Below are 17,200 nucleotides of genomic sequence, written 5' to 3' on the forward strand. Positions count from 1 at the left end.
GCAGTTACCCTCACCGAGCGGTGAGACAGGAGGAGAAAATTCGCGCAATAATGTCACCTTTTATTTTTAGCCGCAACAGGGAATCCTTATGCAATTAATCACCCAAACCTAACGGCCATAAAGCAGAAGCATGTCATAATCATGCAATACCAATGAGTAAGTAACAGGAGTTAAGCGTGGTTATCGGGCCATTTATCAACGCAGGCGCCGTATTGCTGGGCGGCGTACTCGGCGCAGTGCTGAGCCAGCGGCTGCCGGAGCGTATTCGCACCTCCATGCCCTCAATATTCGGCCTGGCATCGTTAGGGATCGGTATTCTTTTAGTCATCAAATGCGCCAACCTGCCGGTGATGGTGCTGGCCACCCTTCTCGGCGCGCTCGTTGGCGAATTTTGCTATCTGGAAAAAGGTATTAACAGTGCGGTGAGTAAAGCCAAAAACCTGATTGCCCGACCGGGCGGCAAGGCGAAACACGGCACGCACGAGTCGTTTATTCAGAACTATGTCGCCATCATCATTCTGTTTTGCGCCAGCGGCACCGGGATTTTCGGTTCGATGCAGGAAGGCATGACGGGCGATCCGAGCATATTGATTGCGAAAGCGTTTCTGGATTTCTTCACCGCCACCATTTTCGCCACCACCCTTGGCGTCGCCGTTGCGGCGATTTGCGTCCCGATGCTGCTTATCCAGCTGGCGCTCGCCACCTGCGCCACCTTGATTCTCCCTCTGACCACGCCGGCGATGATGGCGGACTTCACCGCCGTCGGTGGCCTGCTGCTGCTGGCGACAGGCTTGCGCATCTGCGGGATTAAGATGTTCGCCGTGGTGAATATGCTGCCCGCGCTGCTGCTTGCCATGCCGCTTTCCGCACTCTGGACGCACTTTTTCGCTTAAGGAAGCGGCGAAATGGTGAGAGATTGCGCAGTCTGTAACGAAAACAACATTTTTCGTTGACGGCGGAGAGTGAATCGGGTTTAATGCGCCCCGTTGCCCGGATAGCTCAGTCGGTAGAGCAGGGGATTGAAAATCCCCGTGTCCTTGGTTCGATTCCGAGTCCGGGCACCAAATTCATATCAACGGACCTCCACGGAGGTCCGTTTTTGCATTCTAAGCCCGTAAAAATCAATACTTCTACACTCCCTTTTATCCACGTCACCCCGACCACTGTGTCAGCAGCGCATGCAGTTTAGCCGGCTCGAGAGGCTTGCGGAGCACCAGATATCCCTCCTGCTCCGCCTCTAGCAGAACCGGTGAATTAAATTCGCCGCTGACTATCGCGCCGCTCATATCCGGGAGACGTTCAAAAAGCGCTTTCAGGATATCGAAGCCGCTTTCGCCGGACCGCAGGCGCTGGTCGCACAGCACGGCAAACGGCGTGAAGCCGTCGTCGATAATGGCGAACGCTTCTTCAGCAGAGGCAGCACAGCGCACGTTGATTCCCCATACGCTCATCAGGCTCTCCCAGGCAGACGTTACCAGCGGATCGTCATCGACGACCAGGCAGGAACCGTGCAGCGGCGCATAGCGTACCGACGTGGCGGTGTTGTCACAGGCGGGCGAGATATCCGGCGCGATGTCTTCACCAGCATATTGGGTGAAGCGCATCCAGAAGCGTGAGCCTTTACCTTCAATGGATTGCATCCCGTACTTTACCTTCATCAGCTTGGCACAACGGGCCACTACGGCCAGTCCCAGCCCGTGTCCGGCGCTGTCGATTTTCCATGCCAGCTCGGGACGGTAGTAAGGCGAGAAGATTTTACCTTTCTCGTCATCGGCAATACCGACCCCCGTGTCCCACACCTCCACCATACACTCCTCGCCGCGCGGTCGGATGGCGACCAGCACGCCGCCCTGAAGCGTGTAGCGAAGGGCGTTTTGAATCAGGTTAATCAGAGATTGTCGCACCAGCAGCGGATCGCCCATCACGTAGATACGGCGTTTGGGCCGCCGGGTACATAGCCTAAGCGCGCGGCTGTTGGCCTCTTCGCGAAACAGCGTTATGACCGAGTCGAGCAGAGCACCGATATCCACTTTGGTCGGGGCAGAGAGTACATTTCCGGATTCTATTTTGCTGAGATCGAGCAGAGAATTGAGCATCAAATGTACCGAGCGAACGCTCTGCTGCAGGTCAAGAAGCTGCGGCGTCAGGCTGACGTCCCGGTTTCGGTGGAGGATGGCCTCGATCAGAAAGCCCATAGCGTGCACGGGCTGGCGCAGATCGTGGCTGGCGGTGGTCAGAAACTGATTTTTATCCAGCAGCGCCTGCTCCGCGTCCTCTTTGGCCTGACGAAACTGTTCCGCCAGCCGTGAGCTTTTTTCCTCAAGCAGCGCTTGCTGAATAAAGAACGCATGTGACGTTAACGCATGGCGGTAAATCGCGAATCCGTAAAGCAGATTCAGCATGAGCACGATAAACATCAGCTCATCCAGCCGCCAGATAATACCGAGGTTCAGCATCCCCCAGGAGGCGAAGAAAAAACGCGTAAAGGTGCTGATGACAGGCGTCAGATGCGTCGCATTGGCGGCAACGATGGCGGCGATACTGATATTAAGCAGCAGGAAAAAGTCAAAGTTCTGCGTCTGCGGGGTAATTAAATAGAGTGATGAAATTCCCAGCCCGTGAATAAAGGCGATATTATTAATACGCGGAAGCCAGCGTCTCAGGACGTCTTTTTCAACGTTTTCTTTCGCTTCGCGCTGATAGCGTCGGTGCAATATTCGTATCGCCACAGCACATAGCAGATAAATGCTTATCCAGGTAATCGTTGGGCCAAGGTCGTCCCCAAGCATATAAATCCAGATGGCGAAAGGAATACCGACAAAGGGGACCGCGCTAAAGCTGAACACCAGCCGTAAAAAGGTGTTGTTTAGCAAACGGATCTGCGCCGGAGCGGAGATACTCTCGTTCTGTAAACTCTGGAAAAACCTCATTCCGACGGTTCCTGCTTGCCATGCAGAAGCGTGATGGCCTCTACCCTGCTGTTAACACCTATCTTTTTCAATATATTGCTGATGTGTTCTTTGACCGTGGGCTCAGAAATTGAAAGTTGCGCGGCGATTCTTTTATTTGGCAGGCCACGCATAATCATATTTAACACATCTATTTGCCGCGGCGTTAAGTTAAATTTACTTAACTTGTCATTATTCGACTGAACGGAAATTTCGCTTCCATCAGGGAACCACGTCAAATTATTAGTGAGTGCGAAAACGGCTTGTGAGAACATTTCAGGCGGTTCGCTTTTCAATACAAAACCGTGCCCCCCGGCGGCATGAACTTTCCGCCAGAGATCATTATTGTTATCCCCGCTGACCACCAGGAGTCGTATCTGTGGGTAAAGGTGTTTCACTTCTTTGAGTAATTTCAACGCCGTTCCGGACGAGAGCCAAAAATCGATTACCAGCAAACGTGGCGGGCCATTATCCCTAATTTGACGGTAGCAATCGTCTTCATTCGTCACCACATACGCCTGCTTAAATTGGCAATGTGTAATCAGATAATTGGCGATGCCGCTAGCGACCAATGGATGGTCATCAACGACTAACGCATAATTCTGTCCCAAAGGGTCCTCCTTTAACCTTCGCATATCTGAGAGTACAGATGAATTATTATCTACCCACCCTACTTTAGGAGGGTTTTTTCGATTAGGAAAGGGAAATATATTATTTGCTGATTTGAGTAAATGAAAACATAAATACAATCAGTGAAATTAACTGATTGGATATCAAGGATAATTTATGAAAAAACCTCTCGTCTTTTTAACCGTTACGTTGATGCTAACCGGTTGTTCCACGCTGAAAACCGATCAGGCAATTCCACTCCTGCAGGCGGAGACCGCTAAAATGCTGGGGCTGGGCTCATCGGATGAAATAACCGTGACCAATGTTAATGGCGCCCAGCCGGACGCGCTGGGAGGACAAAAACTCTCTTATCGCGCTACGACGGAAAAAGGGCGCATTTTCGATTGCTCATCGATGATGATGCCTGGGATTTTAGGATCCGCACCGACGCTGAGCGCGCCAACCTGTACACCTGTTGTCACACATAAATAATTAACAGCACATCAAAAGGCGTACTGAAATAACGCCTTTTACGTTATCTGACGTATCTGAGTTTTCATATAAAAACGATTTTCCCGACATCACGCTAATGAGTACGGAGATAGCCCGTGAATAACTCTACATCGCATTCTTTAGCGGTTAAGACACCGCTTTCCAGACTTTACCTCACTCTATTTTCCGCGCCGCTGTTACTGCTTTCGCCTGCCGATTTCGCCCGTGCAGCCGATGCAATTTTTGATGGCGATTCGCGTATTACCGAAACGCTGGGTTACGCCGGAGATGTTTACGTTGGACGTAATCAACGCGGAAACCTAATGATCGATAACGGCAAAATCACCGCCTATAACATCAATATCGGTCGGCTGTTCGACGGCCAAATTTATGAAAGCGTGGTCACGGTCCGAGGGCCAAGCGCGGAGCTTAACGCGGTGAACGATCAATACGTCCTGCGCGGCGACCTGAATCTTGGCCTCGGCACCCTTCGAGTCGAAGAGGGCGCGCTGGCGAGCGCTAAGGAGATCGTTGTCGGCACCACGCGCGGCTATGACAGTCACCTTATCGCAACGGGTGCCGGCTCTCGCGTGACCAGTAATTTTCTTAGCGTAGGCACCGATCTGGGCGCACGCTCCACGCTGGCGATTGAAGACGGTGCGGCGCTCAATACCGCCTACGATGCGCGCATCGGCAATGGTACCGGGCCGGATGAAACCGACACGCTGAGCCCAAAAGCCACCGTCACGGGCAGCGGCTCACAGTGGAATGTTGGCCGTACGTTGACGCTTAATGGCGACCTGGACGTACTGAACGGCGGAACGGTTAACGTTGGCGGCGTGCAGGTGGCGGGTGTCTCCGGGGCAGGGAAAACCGCCGAGCTGGTGATTGCAGGCAAAGACTCGCGTTTTACCAGCGGTAGCAGCGTAAGCGTTGGCGATTATGGCAACGGCGTGCTGTCGGTTATTGACGGCGGTTCATTTTCCGCTGGCAGCAATGCGCTGATCGTAGGGACTTCGGGTTCCGGTTCGAACCGGGGTGCGCTCATCATCGGCAGCCGCGGCAACATGGACACCGGCACGGGTTTAACTGAGCCAACGCTTGGTACGGCAGGCGGGGCGGGTATCCTCGATGCGAAGACGGCAATCAGCCTGCGTGGCGGGCTGTTTGGCAGCTATGTCTACTTCAACCATACCGACGAAAATTACGTCTTCAGCAACACGATGAGCGGCGAAGGTGAGGTGATCAATACCGCCGGACAGACAACGCTAAACGGCGATCTTTCAGCCCTGCAGGCGAACGTGACCGCGCGCGGTGGCAAAGTCATTATTGCCAGCAATATCAACACCCAGCCAGAAGACGATATTTTTGATATTCAGACCCTTAGCGCCGAGAACGGCGGGACGCTGATCCTCAACGCGACGGCGGGATCCGACGTAAGCAACGGGCTGGGCTACAGCAGCGCCGCGTCAATCAAAGCCGGCGGCACGCTGGGGGGGAACGGCACGCTGGGCCAGACCGAGATCCTGTCCGGCGGGCATATCTCGCCCGGTGACGGCAATATCGGTACGTTGACGCTGAAACGCTATCTGAACTTTATCGGCGAATCCTTCTATGATGTTGATATCGCAGGAGATGGCCGCAGCGACCAGCTGCTGGTCTCGGGCAAAACGACTATCAGCGATCTGGCTAAAGTACAGGTCACCGCGCTGGATCCGCAAACCAGCTACAAAACGGGCCAAAGCTATCGCATTTTAACCTCGGACGGGGGAATTGACGGTCAGTTCGCCGGAGCGATCTCCAAATCTGCCTTCCTGGACGTAGCGCTCAAGCAGGGCACCAACGCCGTCGATCTGACCATCGCCCAGAAAGAGACCGGCGGCGAGAATCCTGGAGGCGAAAACCCGGGAGGTGAGAATCCTGGAGGAGAAAACCCCGGTGGCGAAAACCCGGGCGGTGAGAATCCTGGCGGTGAAAACCCAGGAGGAGAAAACCCTGGCAGCGGCAAGCCGGGGATTTTCCAGACCGTGGCCAAAAGCAGCAACCAGTGGAACACTGCCGGCGCGCTCTCCACGCTGACGCAAAGCGGCCCGTCGCTGGCGCTGTATAACTCGCTGCTGGTGCTGAGCGCAGCGGAAGCGCGCGAAGCGTTCAACCAGCTATCCGGTGAAGTTTATCCGTCAATGCAGTCCAACCTGATTGCCGGCAGCACCCAGGTGTTTAACGTGTTAAACCAGCGGATGCAGCGCGCGTTTGATAACGACAGCCTGCCGATACCGCCGTTAGCAATGTCTCTGGTGCAGCAGCCGGAGCCGCAAAACAATGGCGTCTGGGGCCAGACCTTCAGCTCCTGGAGCCGAAACAGCGGCGACGGTAACGTGGGCAAGCTGGACGGCAACACCACCGGCTTCCTGCTGGGGGCAGATCGCAAGCTGGCGGACCATAACGTGCGTGTCGGTGGCTACTTTGGCTACAGCCGAGGGGATTACGACGTCGATAGCCGTCGTTCCTCAACGGATACCGACAACTACCACCTTGGCCTGTATGCGGCTGGCCAACAGGATGCTTTCTCCCTTCGCGGCGCGCTGGGTTACACCTGGCATAAGATCGAAGGCGAGCGCAATGTTGATTTCAGCGGCTTCTCGGATCGGCTGAAGTCGGATTACGACGCCAACTCGCTGCTGGCGTTCACCGAAGCGGGCTACCGTTTCGGCCAGCCTGATATGAATATTGAGCCGTTCGTCAATTTATCGTACATCCGACTGCATACCGACAGCTTCCGGGAAGACGGCGGTGCCGCCGCGCTGAGCGTACGTAATGAAACGATGAACACCTTCTATTCCACACTCGGGGTGCGCGGCGTGACCGAGTTGCCGAAGAACGTTAACCTCTACGGTTCGCTGGGCTGGCAGCACGCCTATGGCGATAAGAATACCTCTTCGCGCATGGCGTTTGCGGGCAGCGACGCGTTCATTACTCAAGGACAAGCCGTGGATGAGGACGTGATGGTGGGTGATATCGGCGTGAGCGTACAGCTGTCGCGGGCTGCGACGCTGGATGTGGGGTATCAGGGACAATACGGTGCGGATACCCGCGTCAACTCGGTTAACGCGAATCTGCGCTGGTCGTTCTGAATGATTTCCCTTTAAAGAACCCGCCCTCGTGGCGGGTTCTTTGTTTTGGCTTCTGACAGCGCTAGGGATCGTTCCCACCTGCGTCCAGCAGTTTGTTTTTAAAGATAAACAAACACGCCTCGTTGAAGTTCTCGGCCCCCAGCCGTTCCGAGAGAGCCGTGCGTTTTCGGTAGAGGCTCTTAACCGATGTATTCAGCTCGCCTGCCACCTCCTCCATCGACATCCCTGCCCGCAGCAACCGCAGCATGATCGCTTCGTGCGTGCTAAGCCGTAAATTAAGCAGCCACTTCGTGGTCAGGCGCCTGCCCTTCATATTCAGAACCAGATTAAACAGCGAGGCCATATCCGGCGCGGTGAGCGGCGTGTTCATAAACAGCTTCATACTGAGCAGATTCTCCTCGCGATGGCGCATATCAAGCATAACGCAGCAGATCGTTTTTTTCGTTCTGGCCGGATGGCGTATCAGGTAATCATATAAACGGAGCGGAGAACGACTATCAATCAATACAGAATATTCATCTGCACCGTTGTCAAATATGTTTCGGTCAATCGAGTCGAGCAGGATAATATCCGGAAAGAATATCCTCATCCCCCTGACAAGATAGCGGTCCTGAGTCACTAACACTATTGAAGTTGCCACTAACCATCCCTTTTAGATTAAAGCAAGAACGATCCTTCGCAAAGAAGGCCGCCTTCGTTTTATAGCGCTGTTATATTAACGATTAATGTTTCCGGCTTTGGACATCCCTCAATACAGACATTGATGGGTAAGACTTCCTGTAGACTATCATTCAATGGCTGCCATTAATTATAAATAAAAAACAATCGCAGAAAAGTCACTTCTCTAAACATTAAGAATTTTTGTCATGAAACTTCCCAAACATCCACCAGAAAGTACTTTAATTGGCACAGATAAGCGTCATTAAAAATATATACAAATCTGTCACAATAAAAATAAAACAGATCATTTTCAATAAGTTATAAATAAACAATCAATTCAAAATAATCATCACTCACCGCTCAATCCAGAATTATCTCAAAACAACCAGGCCGCTTTTCAACATATTTATCCGGCAAGATATCGGGTGTACATTACCTTTCACCCAAGCGACTGAGATAAGGATCCATAATTACCTTTAAGTAAGTACCCCATAACGTCACTGCATTCAGATTTAATGTTCTCCTTTATGGCCTTTAACGCTGAGCTTAAAGGCGGCCGTGTTATGCAATGGATTCATGATAAACAAATGGCAAATAGATATGGAAAGCTCACTTCGCTTCAATACGTTATTCTTTTATCGCGCCCCAACATTATTGTTCCTGTTATTACTCTTTCCTGTTCTGGTTCAGGCTTCGGAATCCGTTTACGAACAGCAGATTCAACAGGCGCGTAACGGTAATTACACGTCGTTTCTTGATTATCTTCAGCGCTATCAGCAACAGCATGCCCTGACGCCCGAGCAAGTTGCGGACTGGCTGCAGGTGGCTGCGTGGGCAGGTCGCGATGACGAGGTCATTCAGGTCTGGCAGCGTTACGGTATTTATATGCCGCTGCCCGCCCGCGGCGTTGCGGCCGTCGCGCAGTCCAGGCGAAATCAAAAAGCGTGGCAGCCGGCCTTATCGCTCTGGAAAGAGGCGCGTAGCCTTGCGCCGCATAACGACGATTATCGTATTGGCTATATCAAAACCCTGGCCGATGCCCGCATGGATGCCCTCGCGCTGCAGGAAGCCCGGCGGCTGGTCGCGGAAAGCCCCTCTCAGGCCCATCTACAGACGCTCTCTTACGTCTGGCTGCGCCAGGGAAAAAGCTGGGATCGGCTTTTAGCGGACACGCGCGCGCTAGCCATCGCGCCAGAGAATAACGCGCTGCTCAGCGATCAGATCGAGGCGCTGACGGATAACCGGGTGAATACCCCTGCGCTGCAGCTTTCACAAAGGGTGACGCTCTCCTCCGCGCAGCGTCGCCGTCTTGAGCTTAACGCCGCTGCCGAAAGGGTTCGCCTTGCTGATGTGCCTGCCAGGACGGAAAAAGAGCGCCTGCAGCTTTTGCAAAGCGCACTGAATCGTTACGACGCCCTGCTTTCTTGCTGGCAAAACGATCCGCAGGCGGCGGAAGACATCGTCCTTGCGCGCATCGACAGGCTTGGCGCGCTGTATGCACGTGGCGATTACCCGCAGGTCATCCGCGAGTATCAGGCGCTGACAGCAGCGCAGCATCCGGTGCCGGGCTGGGCAATCGGCTGGGTTATCTCCGCGTATCTGCAGGAGAAAAATAGCGCTGCCGCCTTCTCGCTTGTGCAGCGCTATCCGCAATACGCCTCAAATCCGCAGGACGAGGAGCACGCGCTTTTCTACGCCTGGCTGGATACCGGCCAGTACCCGGCCGCCCGCCGGTACGTTGAGCGCCTGACCCGCAGCGTCCCCTGGACCCGTTACGACTTCGGTTCCCCTGTTCCTCAGCCGAACGATCGGTGGCTTATCGGACAGTCGCTTCGCTTTAACTATTTGCTGGCAACCCACGCCCTGCCGGAAGCCGAAACGCTGGCGCACCGTCTGGCCACAACGGCGCCGGGCAACCAGGGATTGCAGATTGACTATGCCACCCTGCTTCAGGCGCGGGGCCTGACGCGCGCGGCCGAGCAAAAGCTGAAAATGGCAGAAGCGCTGGAGCCATCGAATCTGGAACTCGAGCAGCAGCAGGCCTACGTCGCTATGGATCTGCAGGAGTGGCGGCAGATGGATTTACTGGCCGACGACGTGCTTGCTCGCGCGCCCGTCGATCGCAGCGCCCGACGCCTGGACAGGCTCAGAACGGTTCACCATATGTCCGAACTGCGCCTCAACGCGGGAAAAGGGCTGCACTCCGATAACCCCGTCAGCGGTACACACGACCTGACCTGGGACGCCACGCTTTATGGTCCGCCCATCGCGGATAGCTGGCGGCTGTTTGCGGGTGCCCGCTACGGGCAGGGTAACTTTGATGAAGGGAAAGGCTCCAGCCGTCACCTCCTGGGCGGCGTTGAATGGCGGCCTCGTGACCTTCAGCTCGAAGCCGAGCTCTCCAGCAACCGCTATCACGGGGAAAATAAGCCGGGGGCTCGCCTCTCGACCACGTACAGCCTGACGGATAACTGGCAGGTCAGCGGCAGCCTTGAGCGCCTGTCCCGCACCACGCCTCTGCGGGCGTTACGCAACGGGATCAGCGCAAACCGGGGTGAAGGCGGCGTGCGCTGGTACCAAAACGAGCGCCGCGAGTACCAGTTCAGCGCCGCCGTCAGCCGCTTCTCGGACCATAACCGCCGGCAGGAATACACCCTCACGGGTAAGGAGCGCCTCTGGCAGGCCCCGTCCCTGACGCTGGATCTCGAACCGGGGATCGCCGCCAGTAAAAACAGCCTGCGGGACACGCTCTATTACAACCCGGCGCGGGACCTGTCCGTGACGGCCGCCCTCTCCGCCGATCATGAGATGTACCGCCATTACGACACCCTCTGGAGCCAGCAGTTCGTGGCGGGCGGCGGCGGGTACTGGCAGAAAAATCATTCCGCCGGGGCCATCACCCTGCTGGGTTACGGGCAGCGCGTTCAGTGGAACAACGTCATTGATACCGGCGTGATGCTGAACTGGGATAAACGCCCTTACGACGGCAAACGCGAAAGCAATCTCTCCGTCACGTTTGATGCGACTTTACGCTTTTAAGGATGAATATGCTGAACACACGTCTTTCCGTGAGCCTGATACTCCTCGGCTGGCTCTGCCTCAGCGCGAGCGCCTGCGCGCAGGCGATCTCGTTCATTGCGCCTAAAGCGCGGCCGCAGCTGGAGGCGACCAAACCCTGGCCGACGAACCAGTTTCTGGTCCTGGCCTACCACGACGTAGAGGATGATGCCGCCGATCAACGCTACCTCTCCGTTCGCACCAGCGCGTTAAACGAGCAGATAAGCTGGCTTGTGCACAACGGCTATCACGCCATCAGCGTGCAGGACATTCTCGATGCGCATGACGGGAAAAAAACGCTGCCGCCAAAGGCCGTTTTGCTCAGCTTTGACGACGGCTACAGCAGCTTTTACACCCGCGTCTGGCCGCTGCTTCAGGCATGGAACGTGCCTGCGCTGTGGGCGCCGGTGGGCAGCTGGGTGGATACGCCGGCAGATCAAAAGGTTAACTTCGGCGGCCTGATGACGCCCCGCGATCGCTTCGCAACGTGGGACATGGTGCGCGAGCTCAGCCGGTCCCCGCTGATTGAGATCGGCTCGCATACCTGGGCCTCGCATTACGGCATTCCGGCCAACCCGCAGGGCAGCCGCGAGCCGGCGATTGCCAATCGCTTTTATGATAAAGCCACTGGCCGCTATGAAACGGACCCGCAGTTTAACCAGCGGATTGGTGATGACGTTCGCAAAGTGACCGAAAAAATCACCCAGGTGACCGGCAAGGCGCCGCGCGCCTGGGTCTGGCCGTATGGTGCAGCAAACGGCACGTCGCTCGCGATTGCCAAAAAGCAGGGCTATCAGCTGGCCTTTACCCTTGAGGACGGGCTGGGTGACGTGCGCAATCTCGGCAGCATTCCCCGTCTGCTGATTGCCGGTAATCCCTCGCTCAAAACCTTTGCCAGCACGGTCAGCCAGGTTCAGGAGCCTGAGCCGGTGCGCGTGATGCACGTCGATCTTGACTACGTTTACGATCCCGATCCGGCCCAGCAGACCCAAAACATCAACAGGCTGATCCAGCGGGTCTACGACATGAAAATCAGCCACGTCTTCCTGCAGGCGTTTGCCGACCCGCAGGGCGACGGCAGGATCACGGCGCTCTATTTCCCGAACCGTCGTTTGCCGGTTCGGGCCGATCTTTTTAATTTTGTCTCCTGGCAGCTGCAAACCCGCGCGGGGGTAAAAGTCTTCGCGTGGATGCCGGTGCTCTCGTTCGATCTCGATCCTTCCCTGCCGCGCGTGCAGCGCCGGGATCGTCAGACCGGCCGGTTAAGCGACGCCACCGAGCCCTATATCCGGCTCTCCCCGTGGAACCCGCAGGTGCGCCAGCAGGTGACGGAAATCTATGAGGATCTGGCCCGCTATGCCAGCTTCAACGGGATCCTGTTCCATGACGACGCGGTGCTGACGGACGTGGACGATGCCGGACAGGACACGACTCGCCAGAAGAGCCAGCGGCTTATCGGGTTTACCCACGCCCTGAGCCTGGCGGTGAAGCACATCCGCGGCCCGCAAATTAAAACCGCGCGCAATATGTTCGCCTTACCCATCCTGCAGCCCGAAAGCGAGGCGTGGTTTGCGCAGAATCTTGATGACTTTCTGGCGGAGTATGACTGGACGGTGCCGATGGCCATGCCGCTGATGGAGTCCGTCCCGGTCGACGAGAGCAATGCCTGGCTGACGCGCCTGGTTAACGCCGTCGCCGCACGGCCCGGCGCGCTCGATAAAACCATTTTCGAGCTGCAGGCCAGGGACTGGGACCAGAAACCGCAGCGCGCCGTTTCCGATAGCCAGCTTGCAGAGTGGATGCGCGTGCTCCAGCTGAACGGCGTCAAAAATTACGGTTACTACCCCGACGACTTCCTCAACAACCAACCTGATATTTCACGTATCAGGCCTGAATTTTCTTCGTACTGGTACCCTGACAATGACTGATCGCATTATCGCATTCTCAATTTTATGTCTGGTATTCGGGTTGCCGTTAGGCGTGGCCGCCCTCTTTACCGGTGAGCTGATTCTGGATTTTGTGTTCTTCTGGCCGCTGTTCATGTCCGTGCTCTGGATAACTGGCGGGCTCTACTTCTGGTTTCAGCTTGAACGGCACTGGTCGTGGGATAAGGACACGCCCGCCCCGACGCTCGCCGGCGAGCCGCTCATCTCCATCCTTATTCCCTGCTTCAATGAGGAAAGGAACGCCAGGGAGACCATCAGCGCCGCGCTGGATCAGCGGTATGAAAATATAGAGGTCATCGCCATCAACGACGGCTCTTCTGACAACACCGCGCAGGTGCTGCAGGCGCTGGCGCTGGAACAGCCGCGCCTGCGGGTGATTAACCTCGCGGAAAACCAGGGAAAAGCGCTGGCGCTCAAAGCCGGGGCGGCGGCGGCCCGGGGCGATCTGCTGGTCTGCATTGACGGCGACGCGCTGCTCGATCGCGATACCGCGGCTTATCTGGTGGCTCCGCTGATTCAGTATCCCCACGTCGGGGCGGTGACCGGCAATCCGCGCATTCGCACGCGTTCCACGCTGCTTGGCCGCATTCAGGTGGGCGAGTTCTCTTCAATCATCGGGCTCATCAAGCGGACGCAGCGGATCTATGGCCGGGTCTTTACCGTCTCCGGCGTCATCGCCGCCTTTCGCCGGCAGGCGCTGGCGGACGTCGGGTACTGGAGCCCGGATATGATCACCGAGGACATCGACATCAGCTGGAAGCTCCAGCTGCGCCACTGGGATATCTTTTTCGAGCCGCGAGCGCTGTGCTGGATTTTGATGCCGGAGACGCTCAAGGGCCTGTGGAAACAGCGCCTGCGCTGGGCCCAGGGGGGCGCGGAGGTGTTCCTCGTCAACCTGCGCAAGATTGTGCGCTGGGAGCATCACCGCATGTGGCCGCTGTTTCTGGAGTACGCGCTGTCAACGCTGTGGGCCTTTGCCTACGCGATGACGGTGCTGCTGTTCATCATCAGCCATGTCGCGCCTCTTCCCCAAAACCTGATCGTTGAGAGCCTCTTTCCCCCGGCGTTTACCGGGCTGCTGCTGGGCGTGATGTGCGTGCTGCAGTTCCTGGCCAGCCTGTACATCGAGCGGCGCTATGAGCGGAACGTGGCCAGCTCGCTTTTCTGGGTGATCTGGTTCCCGATGGTGTACTGGATGATTGGCCTGTTCACCACCCTCGTCGCATTTCCAAAAGTCATGCTTAAACGCCAGCGTGCCCGCGCGCGCTGGATCAGTCCGGACCGGGGAAAAGGAAGCCTGCAATGAACGAAAATACCTTAATTTTGACCGAGCATCGGCTCATGCCACGTCTTTTCGATGCCGCGTTAACGCTGGTGGCGTGGGGAGGATTTCTGTTTTTCCTGTATGCCAGGCTCTGGATGCAGCTGACCGAGGAGAGCGACTACCGCTGGGGCGTAATTATTGCGTCCTTTAATACGGTGTTGATCTACCTGCTGTTCGCCGCGCTCAACGGCTGGCTGCTGATTTTGTGGTACCAGTACAACCGCCGCCGCGCCCACGTGAGGCGGCGCCAGCCGGGCTATTTTCACCAGGAGGAGCTGGCCCGCAGCTTTAACGTTTCACCGCAGATCATCTCCGAGATGAGCCAGTACAACCTGCTGACCGTGTACCACGACCAGATTGGCCGCATCATCGATCTGAAGATTAGCGAGCAGCTGGAAGAGGAAGAACCGTAATAAAAAGCCCCCGCAGGATGTCCTGCGGGGGCTTTGCTGTAGCGGGTGTGCGTTACTTATCCTTCACCACGATCAGCGGTTCAATATCGCTCTCTTTCTTCACCACCAGCGAGTCATCGCCGCGCAGGCAGGTTCCGCCGTAGTTCCCGCCCACGGTAAAGGTGCAAACCTGAATGTGCTTGCCGTCGACCTTTGGCAGGCACCACAGCTGCTGGTAGATGTTTTTGCGGTCAACAAACCTGCCGCTGGATTTATCCAGCAGTTCGTCCTGGGCGCTGATGAGATCGATATTGCTGCCGCAGCGCCCGGCGATGGGCTTAACGGCATAGCCGGTCTGCTTCAGCAGCTCGTTCACCTCAAAATCGGTATCGAGCAGATAACGGTGGTTCGGGAAGAGCTGCCACAGCACCGGGAGGATCGCCTTGTTGCCCGGAATCACCGTCCACAGCGGTTCAAACACCAGCACTTCCGGGCGCAGCAGGACGTCAATCAGGCGTACCTCACCCTCGGGGTGTCCGGTGCGGATCGGCACCGCGGCGTATTCGGTTTCGCTGACCTCGCGGATCTGCTCAATCGCCGTTTCCCACGCCCAGGTTTTCCACACGCAGTTGACGTGGCGACCTTCGTCGTCAATCAGCTGCCCGGCGGCATCCCAGCTCAGGGCGCCAAGCCCGTGCAGAATTTTGGTTTCAAACCCGGCCTGCAGCAGAGAGCGCTGGATAAAGAGCGCGTGATAGTCCTCTTCGACATCGTTGTCCTGCATGATGTGAACGAACGGCCGCGCGTGGCTGTGCTTCCATGCGCCGGTCAGCTCTGCCAGAAGGCCTTCCGCCGGGTTATGCCCGTTGCCGCGATAGCCGTTTTTGACCCACTCTTCGAGAATCAGCCCGCCCTCGGTATGGCAGGAAGCGGAGTCCGCGTTGTACTCGTAAACCTTAATCCCGCGCTCATCCATGCAGAAATCCATACGACCGGTGATCATATGGTGGCGACGCCACTGCCAGGAGAGGCGCAGGCGCGGCCAGAGGATTTTCGGGATGTCGAAAAGCGCCAGCAGGCTGTCGTCTTTCAGCACCTTGTCCGTGGCGTGCAGGTACATCAGGTGCAGCTCGTTGGTGGCCTTGATCAGCTCCTGCTCGGCGCTTTCGGTAATGGTGAAGTACTGGCAGGGATCTTTGTTGATCACATGGCCGTTGGCGCGGATATACGCCTGCTGCAGCGCGTCATTTTCGTTAAGCCATTTTCCGTCGAACTGACGTTTGTTTTTCAGCCGCGCGCCGCTGATTTTCAGCAGTTCACCGTCAATTTCCGGCTGGGGAATGCTGTGTTCCGTGTCGTCGGTCTGGATCATCCAGCCGAGGATCTCCGTGTCGTTGAAGGTGTCATGGATGGTATAACACCCGTTCTCCACGCTCAGACGCAGCTCGCGCGTCCACTGCTGCCCGAGCGGCAGCGGGGAGTGAATCACGTTCTGCTCGGCGATACGCACCTTATCGTCCAGAAGCTGGGCGATCACCGCCACGTGGCCGGTTTCGTGAAACTCGCCGCCCTTTTGCCAGATCAGCAGCGCCCCGGCGCGCGGCGCGCGCTTCGAGCCGTTGGCAAAGGCCTGAAGGGGCAGAATGTTATCGTTCACCACCTGGCGCAAAAAGCGCAGGGAGAAGATCTCCCACGCCATGCCGACGTCGGTAAACACGACGCCATAGTTGAGAAACAGGAAACGGCGGGCAAACTCAACGCACTGCCACTTGTGGCCCATGTATTCGTTGCCGATATAGCTGCGGAAATCCGCGTCTTCCGGGTATTTTCGCGGGTCCAGACTGCCGTAATTTGAAGAGTAAATCGCCACGCCGCCGGGCGCATAGCCTAACAATGTCCCGAATGGCGCATCACTGCTTAACTTTCCTTTACGCATGTATCCAACCTAAAACAGGCAGGCGGCAATTTTTGAGGGGTTGTCGTCGTCTGCACGTTGTAATTAACCTGACAGAGGTGGATTTATCATACACCTGCGTGGCAAATTATTCGTCGCAACAATGACTAAAATTCACAACATCAGGAGTCAACATGAGCGAACAGGCGCAAGCGCTGGAATGGGGCCACGGCCCGCGAACCTTTGAAGTCTTCCTGGAACCAACCTGCCCCTTCTCGGTGAAGGCATTCAATAAGCTGAATGGGTTTCTGGAACAGGTTGGGGAAGACAAGGTCACGGTCAAAATCCGTTTACAGTCCCAGCCGTGGCACCTGTTTTCCGGGGTGATTGTGCGCTGCATTCTGGCAGCATCCACGCTGCCGGACGGCAAAGCCGCCGCGCGTAAAGTGATGCAAGCGGTGGCCGACCATCGCGAAGAATTTGAATTTACCGACCACTGCAGCGGCCCGAATATGCAGGCCACGCCGGACGACATTATCGCCCGGATCGAGGGCTACAGTGGGGTGCAGGTTGCAGGCGCGTTTGCCCGGCCGGAACTGCAAAATGAGATCAAATGGCACTGCAAATACGCCCGCCAGAACGGCATTCACGTCTCGCCGACGTTTATGGTTAACGGCCTTGTGCAGGCGGATTTAGGCAGCGGCGATGACGTAGAGGTTTGGGCGAAGCGGGTGCTGGGATAGC

The 17,200-nt window shown here is 56.4% G+C and carries 12 protein-coding genes and 1 tRNA gene; 9 read left to right on the forward strand and 4 right to left on the reverse strand.

The features are described 5' to 3' along the window. The first annotated feature begins 176 nt into the window (after window positions 1–176). The gene (locus M2433_RS19305) at window positions 177–893 is read left to right on the forward strand and encodes a DUF554 domain-containing protein (protein WP_047347883.1); all 717 of its coding nucleotides are present in this window, start codon (window positions 177–179) and stop codon (window positions 891–893) included. Between the two features lie 95 nt (window positions 894–988). Further along, window positions 989–1,064 (forward strand) — tRNA-Phe (locus tag M2433_RS19310). 87 nt (window positions 1,065–1,151) lie between these two features. Here M2433_RS19310 and M2433_RS19315 read toward each other — a convergent pair. Together M2433_RS19315 and M2433_RS19320 are read right to left on the reverse strand one after the other, a co-directional pair. Further along, complete coding sequence (locus tag M2433_RS19315; RefSeq protein ID WP_429056282.1) at window positions 1,152–2,930, reverse strand: ATP-binding protein; 1,779 nt, start codon at window positions 2,928–2,930, stop codon at window positions 1,152–1,154. Then, window positions 2,927–3,559, reverse strand: a complete 633-nt coding sequence (locus M2433_RS19320) for a response regulator transcription factor (protein WP_059312228.1) — start codon at window positions 3,557–3,559, stop codon at window positions 2,927–2,929. The genes M2433_RS19315 and M2433_RS19320 overlap by 4 nt, the downstream gene beginning before the upstream one ends. Before the next feature lie 175 nt (window positions 3,560–3,734). On the opposite strand from M2433_RS19320, the gene M2433_RS19325 reads away from it, so the two are divergent. Both M2433_RS19325 and M2433_RS19330 read left to right on the forward strand, forming a co-directional pair. Next, the gene (locus M2433_RS19325) at window positions 3,735–4,049 is read left to right on the forward strand and encodes a lipoprotein (RefSeq protein ID WP_010435531.1); all 315 of its coding nucleotides are present in this window, start codon (window positions 3,735–3,737) and stop codon (window positions 4,047–4,049) included. A 116-nt stretch (window positions 4,050–4,165) separates the two neighbouring features. Further along, a complete protein-coding gene (locus tag M2433_RS19330; RefSeq protein ID WP_429056284.1) occupies window positions 4,166–7,183 on the forward strand; it encodes an autotransporter outer membrane beta-barrel domain-containing protein in 3,018 nt (1,005 codons plus the stop codon). Window positions 7,184–7,244: 61 nt separating this feature from the next. On the opposite strand, the gene M2433_RS19335 is transcribed toward M2433_RS19330, so the two are convergent. Further along, window positions 7,245–7,772: a helix-turn-helix transcriptional regulator gene (locus M2433_RS19335; protein ID WP_429056321.1), complete on the reverse strand. Its 528-nt coding sequence runs from the start codon at window positions 7,770–7,772 to the stop codon at window positions 7,245–7,247. 671 nt (window positions 7,773–8,443) lie between these two features. Here M2433_RS19335 and pgaA point away from each other — a divergent pair. Genes pgaA through pgaD form a run of 4 tightly spaced genes read left to right on the forward strand, consistent with a single transcriptional unit; the run spans window position 8,444 to window position 14,583 of the window. Next, window positions 8,444–10,882, forward strand: a complete 2,439-nt coding sequence (gene pgaA / locus M2433_RS19340) for a poly-beta-1,6 N-acetyl-D-glucosamine export porin PgaA (RefSeq protein WP_429056286.1) — start codon at window positions 8,444–8,446, stop codon at window positions 10,880–10,882. An 8-nt stretch (window positions 10,883–10,890) separates the two neighbouring features. Continuing rightward, the gene (pgaB, locus tag M2433_RS19345) at window positions 10,891–12,828 is read left to right on the forward strand and encodes a poly-beta-1,6-N-acetyl-D-glucosamine N-deacetylase PgaB (RefSeq protein ID WP_429056288.1); all 1,938 of its coding nucleotides are present in this window, start codon (window positions 10,891–10,893) and stop codon (window positions 12,826–12,828) included. Then, window positions 12,821–14,152: a poly-beta-1,6-N-acetyl-D-glucosamine synthase gene (pgaC, locus tag M2433_RS19350; protein WP_429056290.1), complete on the forward strand. Its 1,332-nt coding sequence runs from the start codon at window positions 12,821–12,823 to the stop codon at window positions 14,150–14,152. Before pgaB ends, pgaC begins: the two co-directional genes overlap by 8 nt. Next, window positions 14,149–14,583 (forward strand): poly-beta-1,6-N-acetyl-D-glucosamine biosynthesis protein PgaD, encoded by a 435-nt coding sequence (gene pgaD, locus M2433_RS19355; protein WP_047347861.1) that lies wholly within the window; start codon window positions 14,149–14,151, stop codon window positions 14,581–14,583. Before pgaC ends, pgaD begins: the two co-directional genes overlap by 4 nt. A 52-nt stretch (window positions 14,584–14,635) precedes the next feature. On the opposite strand, the gene gss is transcribed toward pgaD, so the two are convergent. Next, on the reverse strand, window positions 14,636–16,498 hold the full coding sequence (gene gss, locus M2433_RS19360) for a bifunctional glutathionylspermidine amidase/synthase (protein ID WP_429056292.1): 1,863 nt from the start codon (window positions 16,496–16,498) through the stop codon (window positions 14,636–14,638). A 152-nt stretch (window positions 16,499–16,650) separates the two neighbouring features. Between gss and M2433_RS19365 the strand changes: the two genes are divergently transcribed. Then, the gene (locus M2433_RS19365) at window positions 16,651–17,199 is read left to right on the forward strand and encodes a DsbA family protein (RefSeq protein WP_429056294.1); all 549 of its coding nucleotides are present in this window, start codon (window positions 16,651–16,653) and stop codon (window positions 17,197–17,199) included. Window position 17,200 lies beyond the last annotated feature (1 nt).

Origin of the sequence: Enterobacter sp. AC1 (genome assembly GCF_050434705.1) — a bacterium.
Lineage (GTDB): Bacteria > Pseudomonadota > Gammaproteobacteria > Enterobacterales > Enterobacteriaceae > Enterobacter > Enterobacter cloacae_L.

Coding starts and splice junctions, on each gene's coding strand:
- M2433_RS19315 (WP_429056282.1), bottom strand. CDS start 2,930: ATGAGGTTTTTCCAGAGTTTACAGAACGAGAGTATCTCCGCTCCGGCG.
- M2433_RS19325 (WP_010435531.1), top strand. CDS start 3,735: ATGAAAAAACCTCTCGTCTTTTTAACCGTTACGTTGATGCTAACCGGT.
- M2433_RS19335 (WP_429056321.1), bottom strand. CDS start 7,772: ATGAGGATATTCTTTCCGGATATTATCCTGCTCGACTCGATTGACCGA.
- pgaA (WP_429056286.1), top strand. CDS start 8,444: ATGGAAAGCTCACTTCGCTTCAATACGTTATTCTTTTATCGCGCCCCA.
- pgaB (WP_429056288.1), top strand. CDS start 10,891: ATGCTGAACACACGTCTTTCCGTGAGCCTGATACTCCTCGGCTGGCTC.
- pgaC (WP_429056290.1), top strand. CDS start 12,821: ATGACTGATCGCATTATCGCATTCTCAATTTTATGTCTGGTATTCGGG.
- pgaD (WP_047347861.1), top strand. CDS start 14,149: ATGAACGAAAATACCTTAATTTTGACCGAGCATCGGCTCATGCCACGT.
- gss (WP_429056292.1), bottom strand. CDS start 16,498: ATGCGTAAAGGAAAGTTAAGCAGTGATGCGCCATTCGGGACATTGTTA.
- M2433_RS19365 (WP_429056294.1), top strand. CDS start 16,651: ATGAGCGAACAGGCGCAAGCGCTGGAATGGGGCCACGGCCCGCGAACC.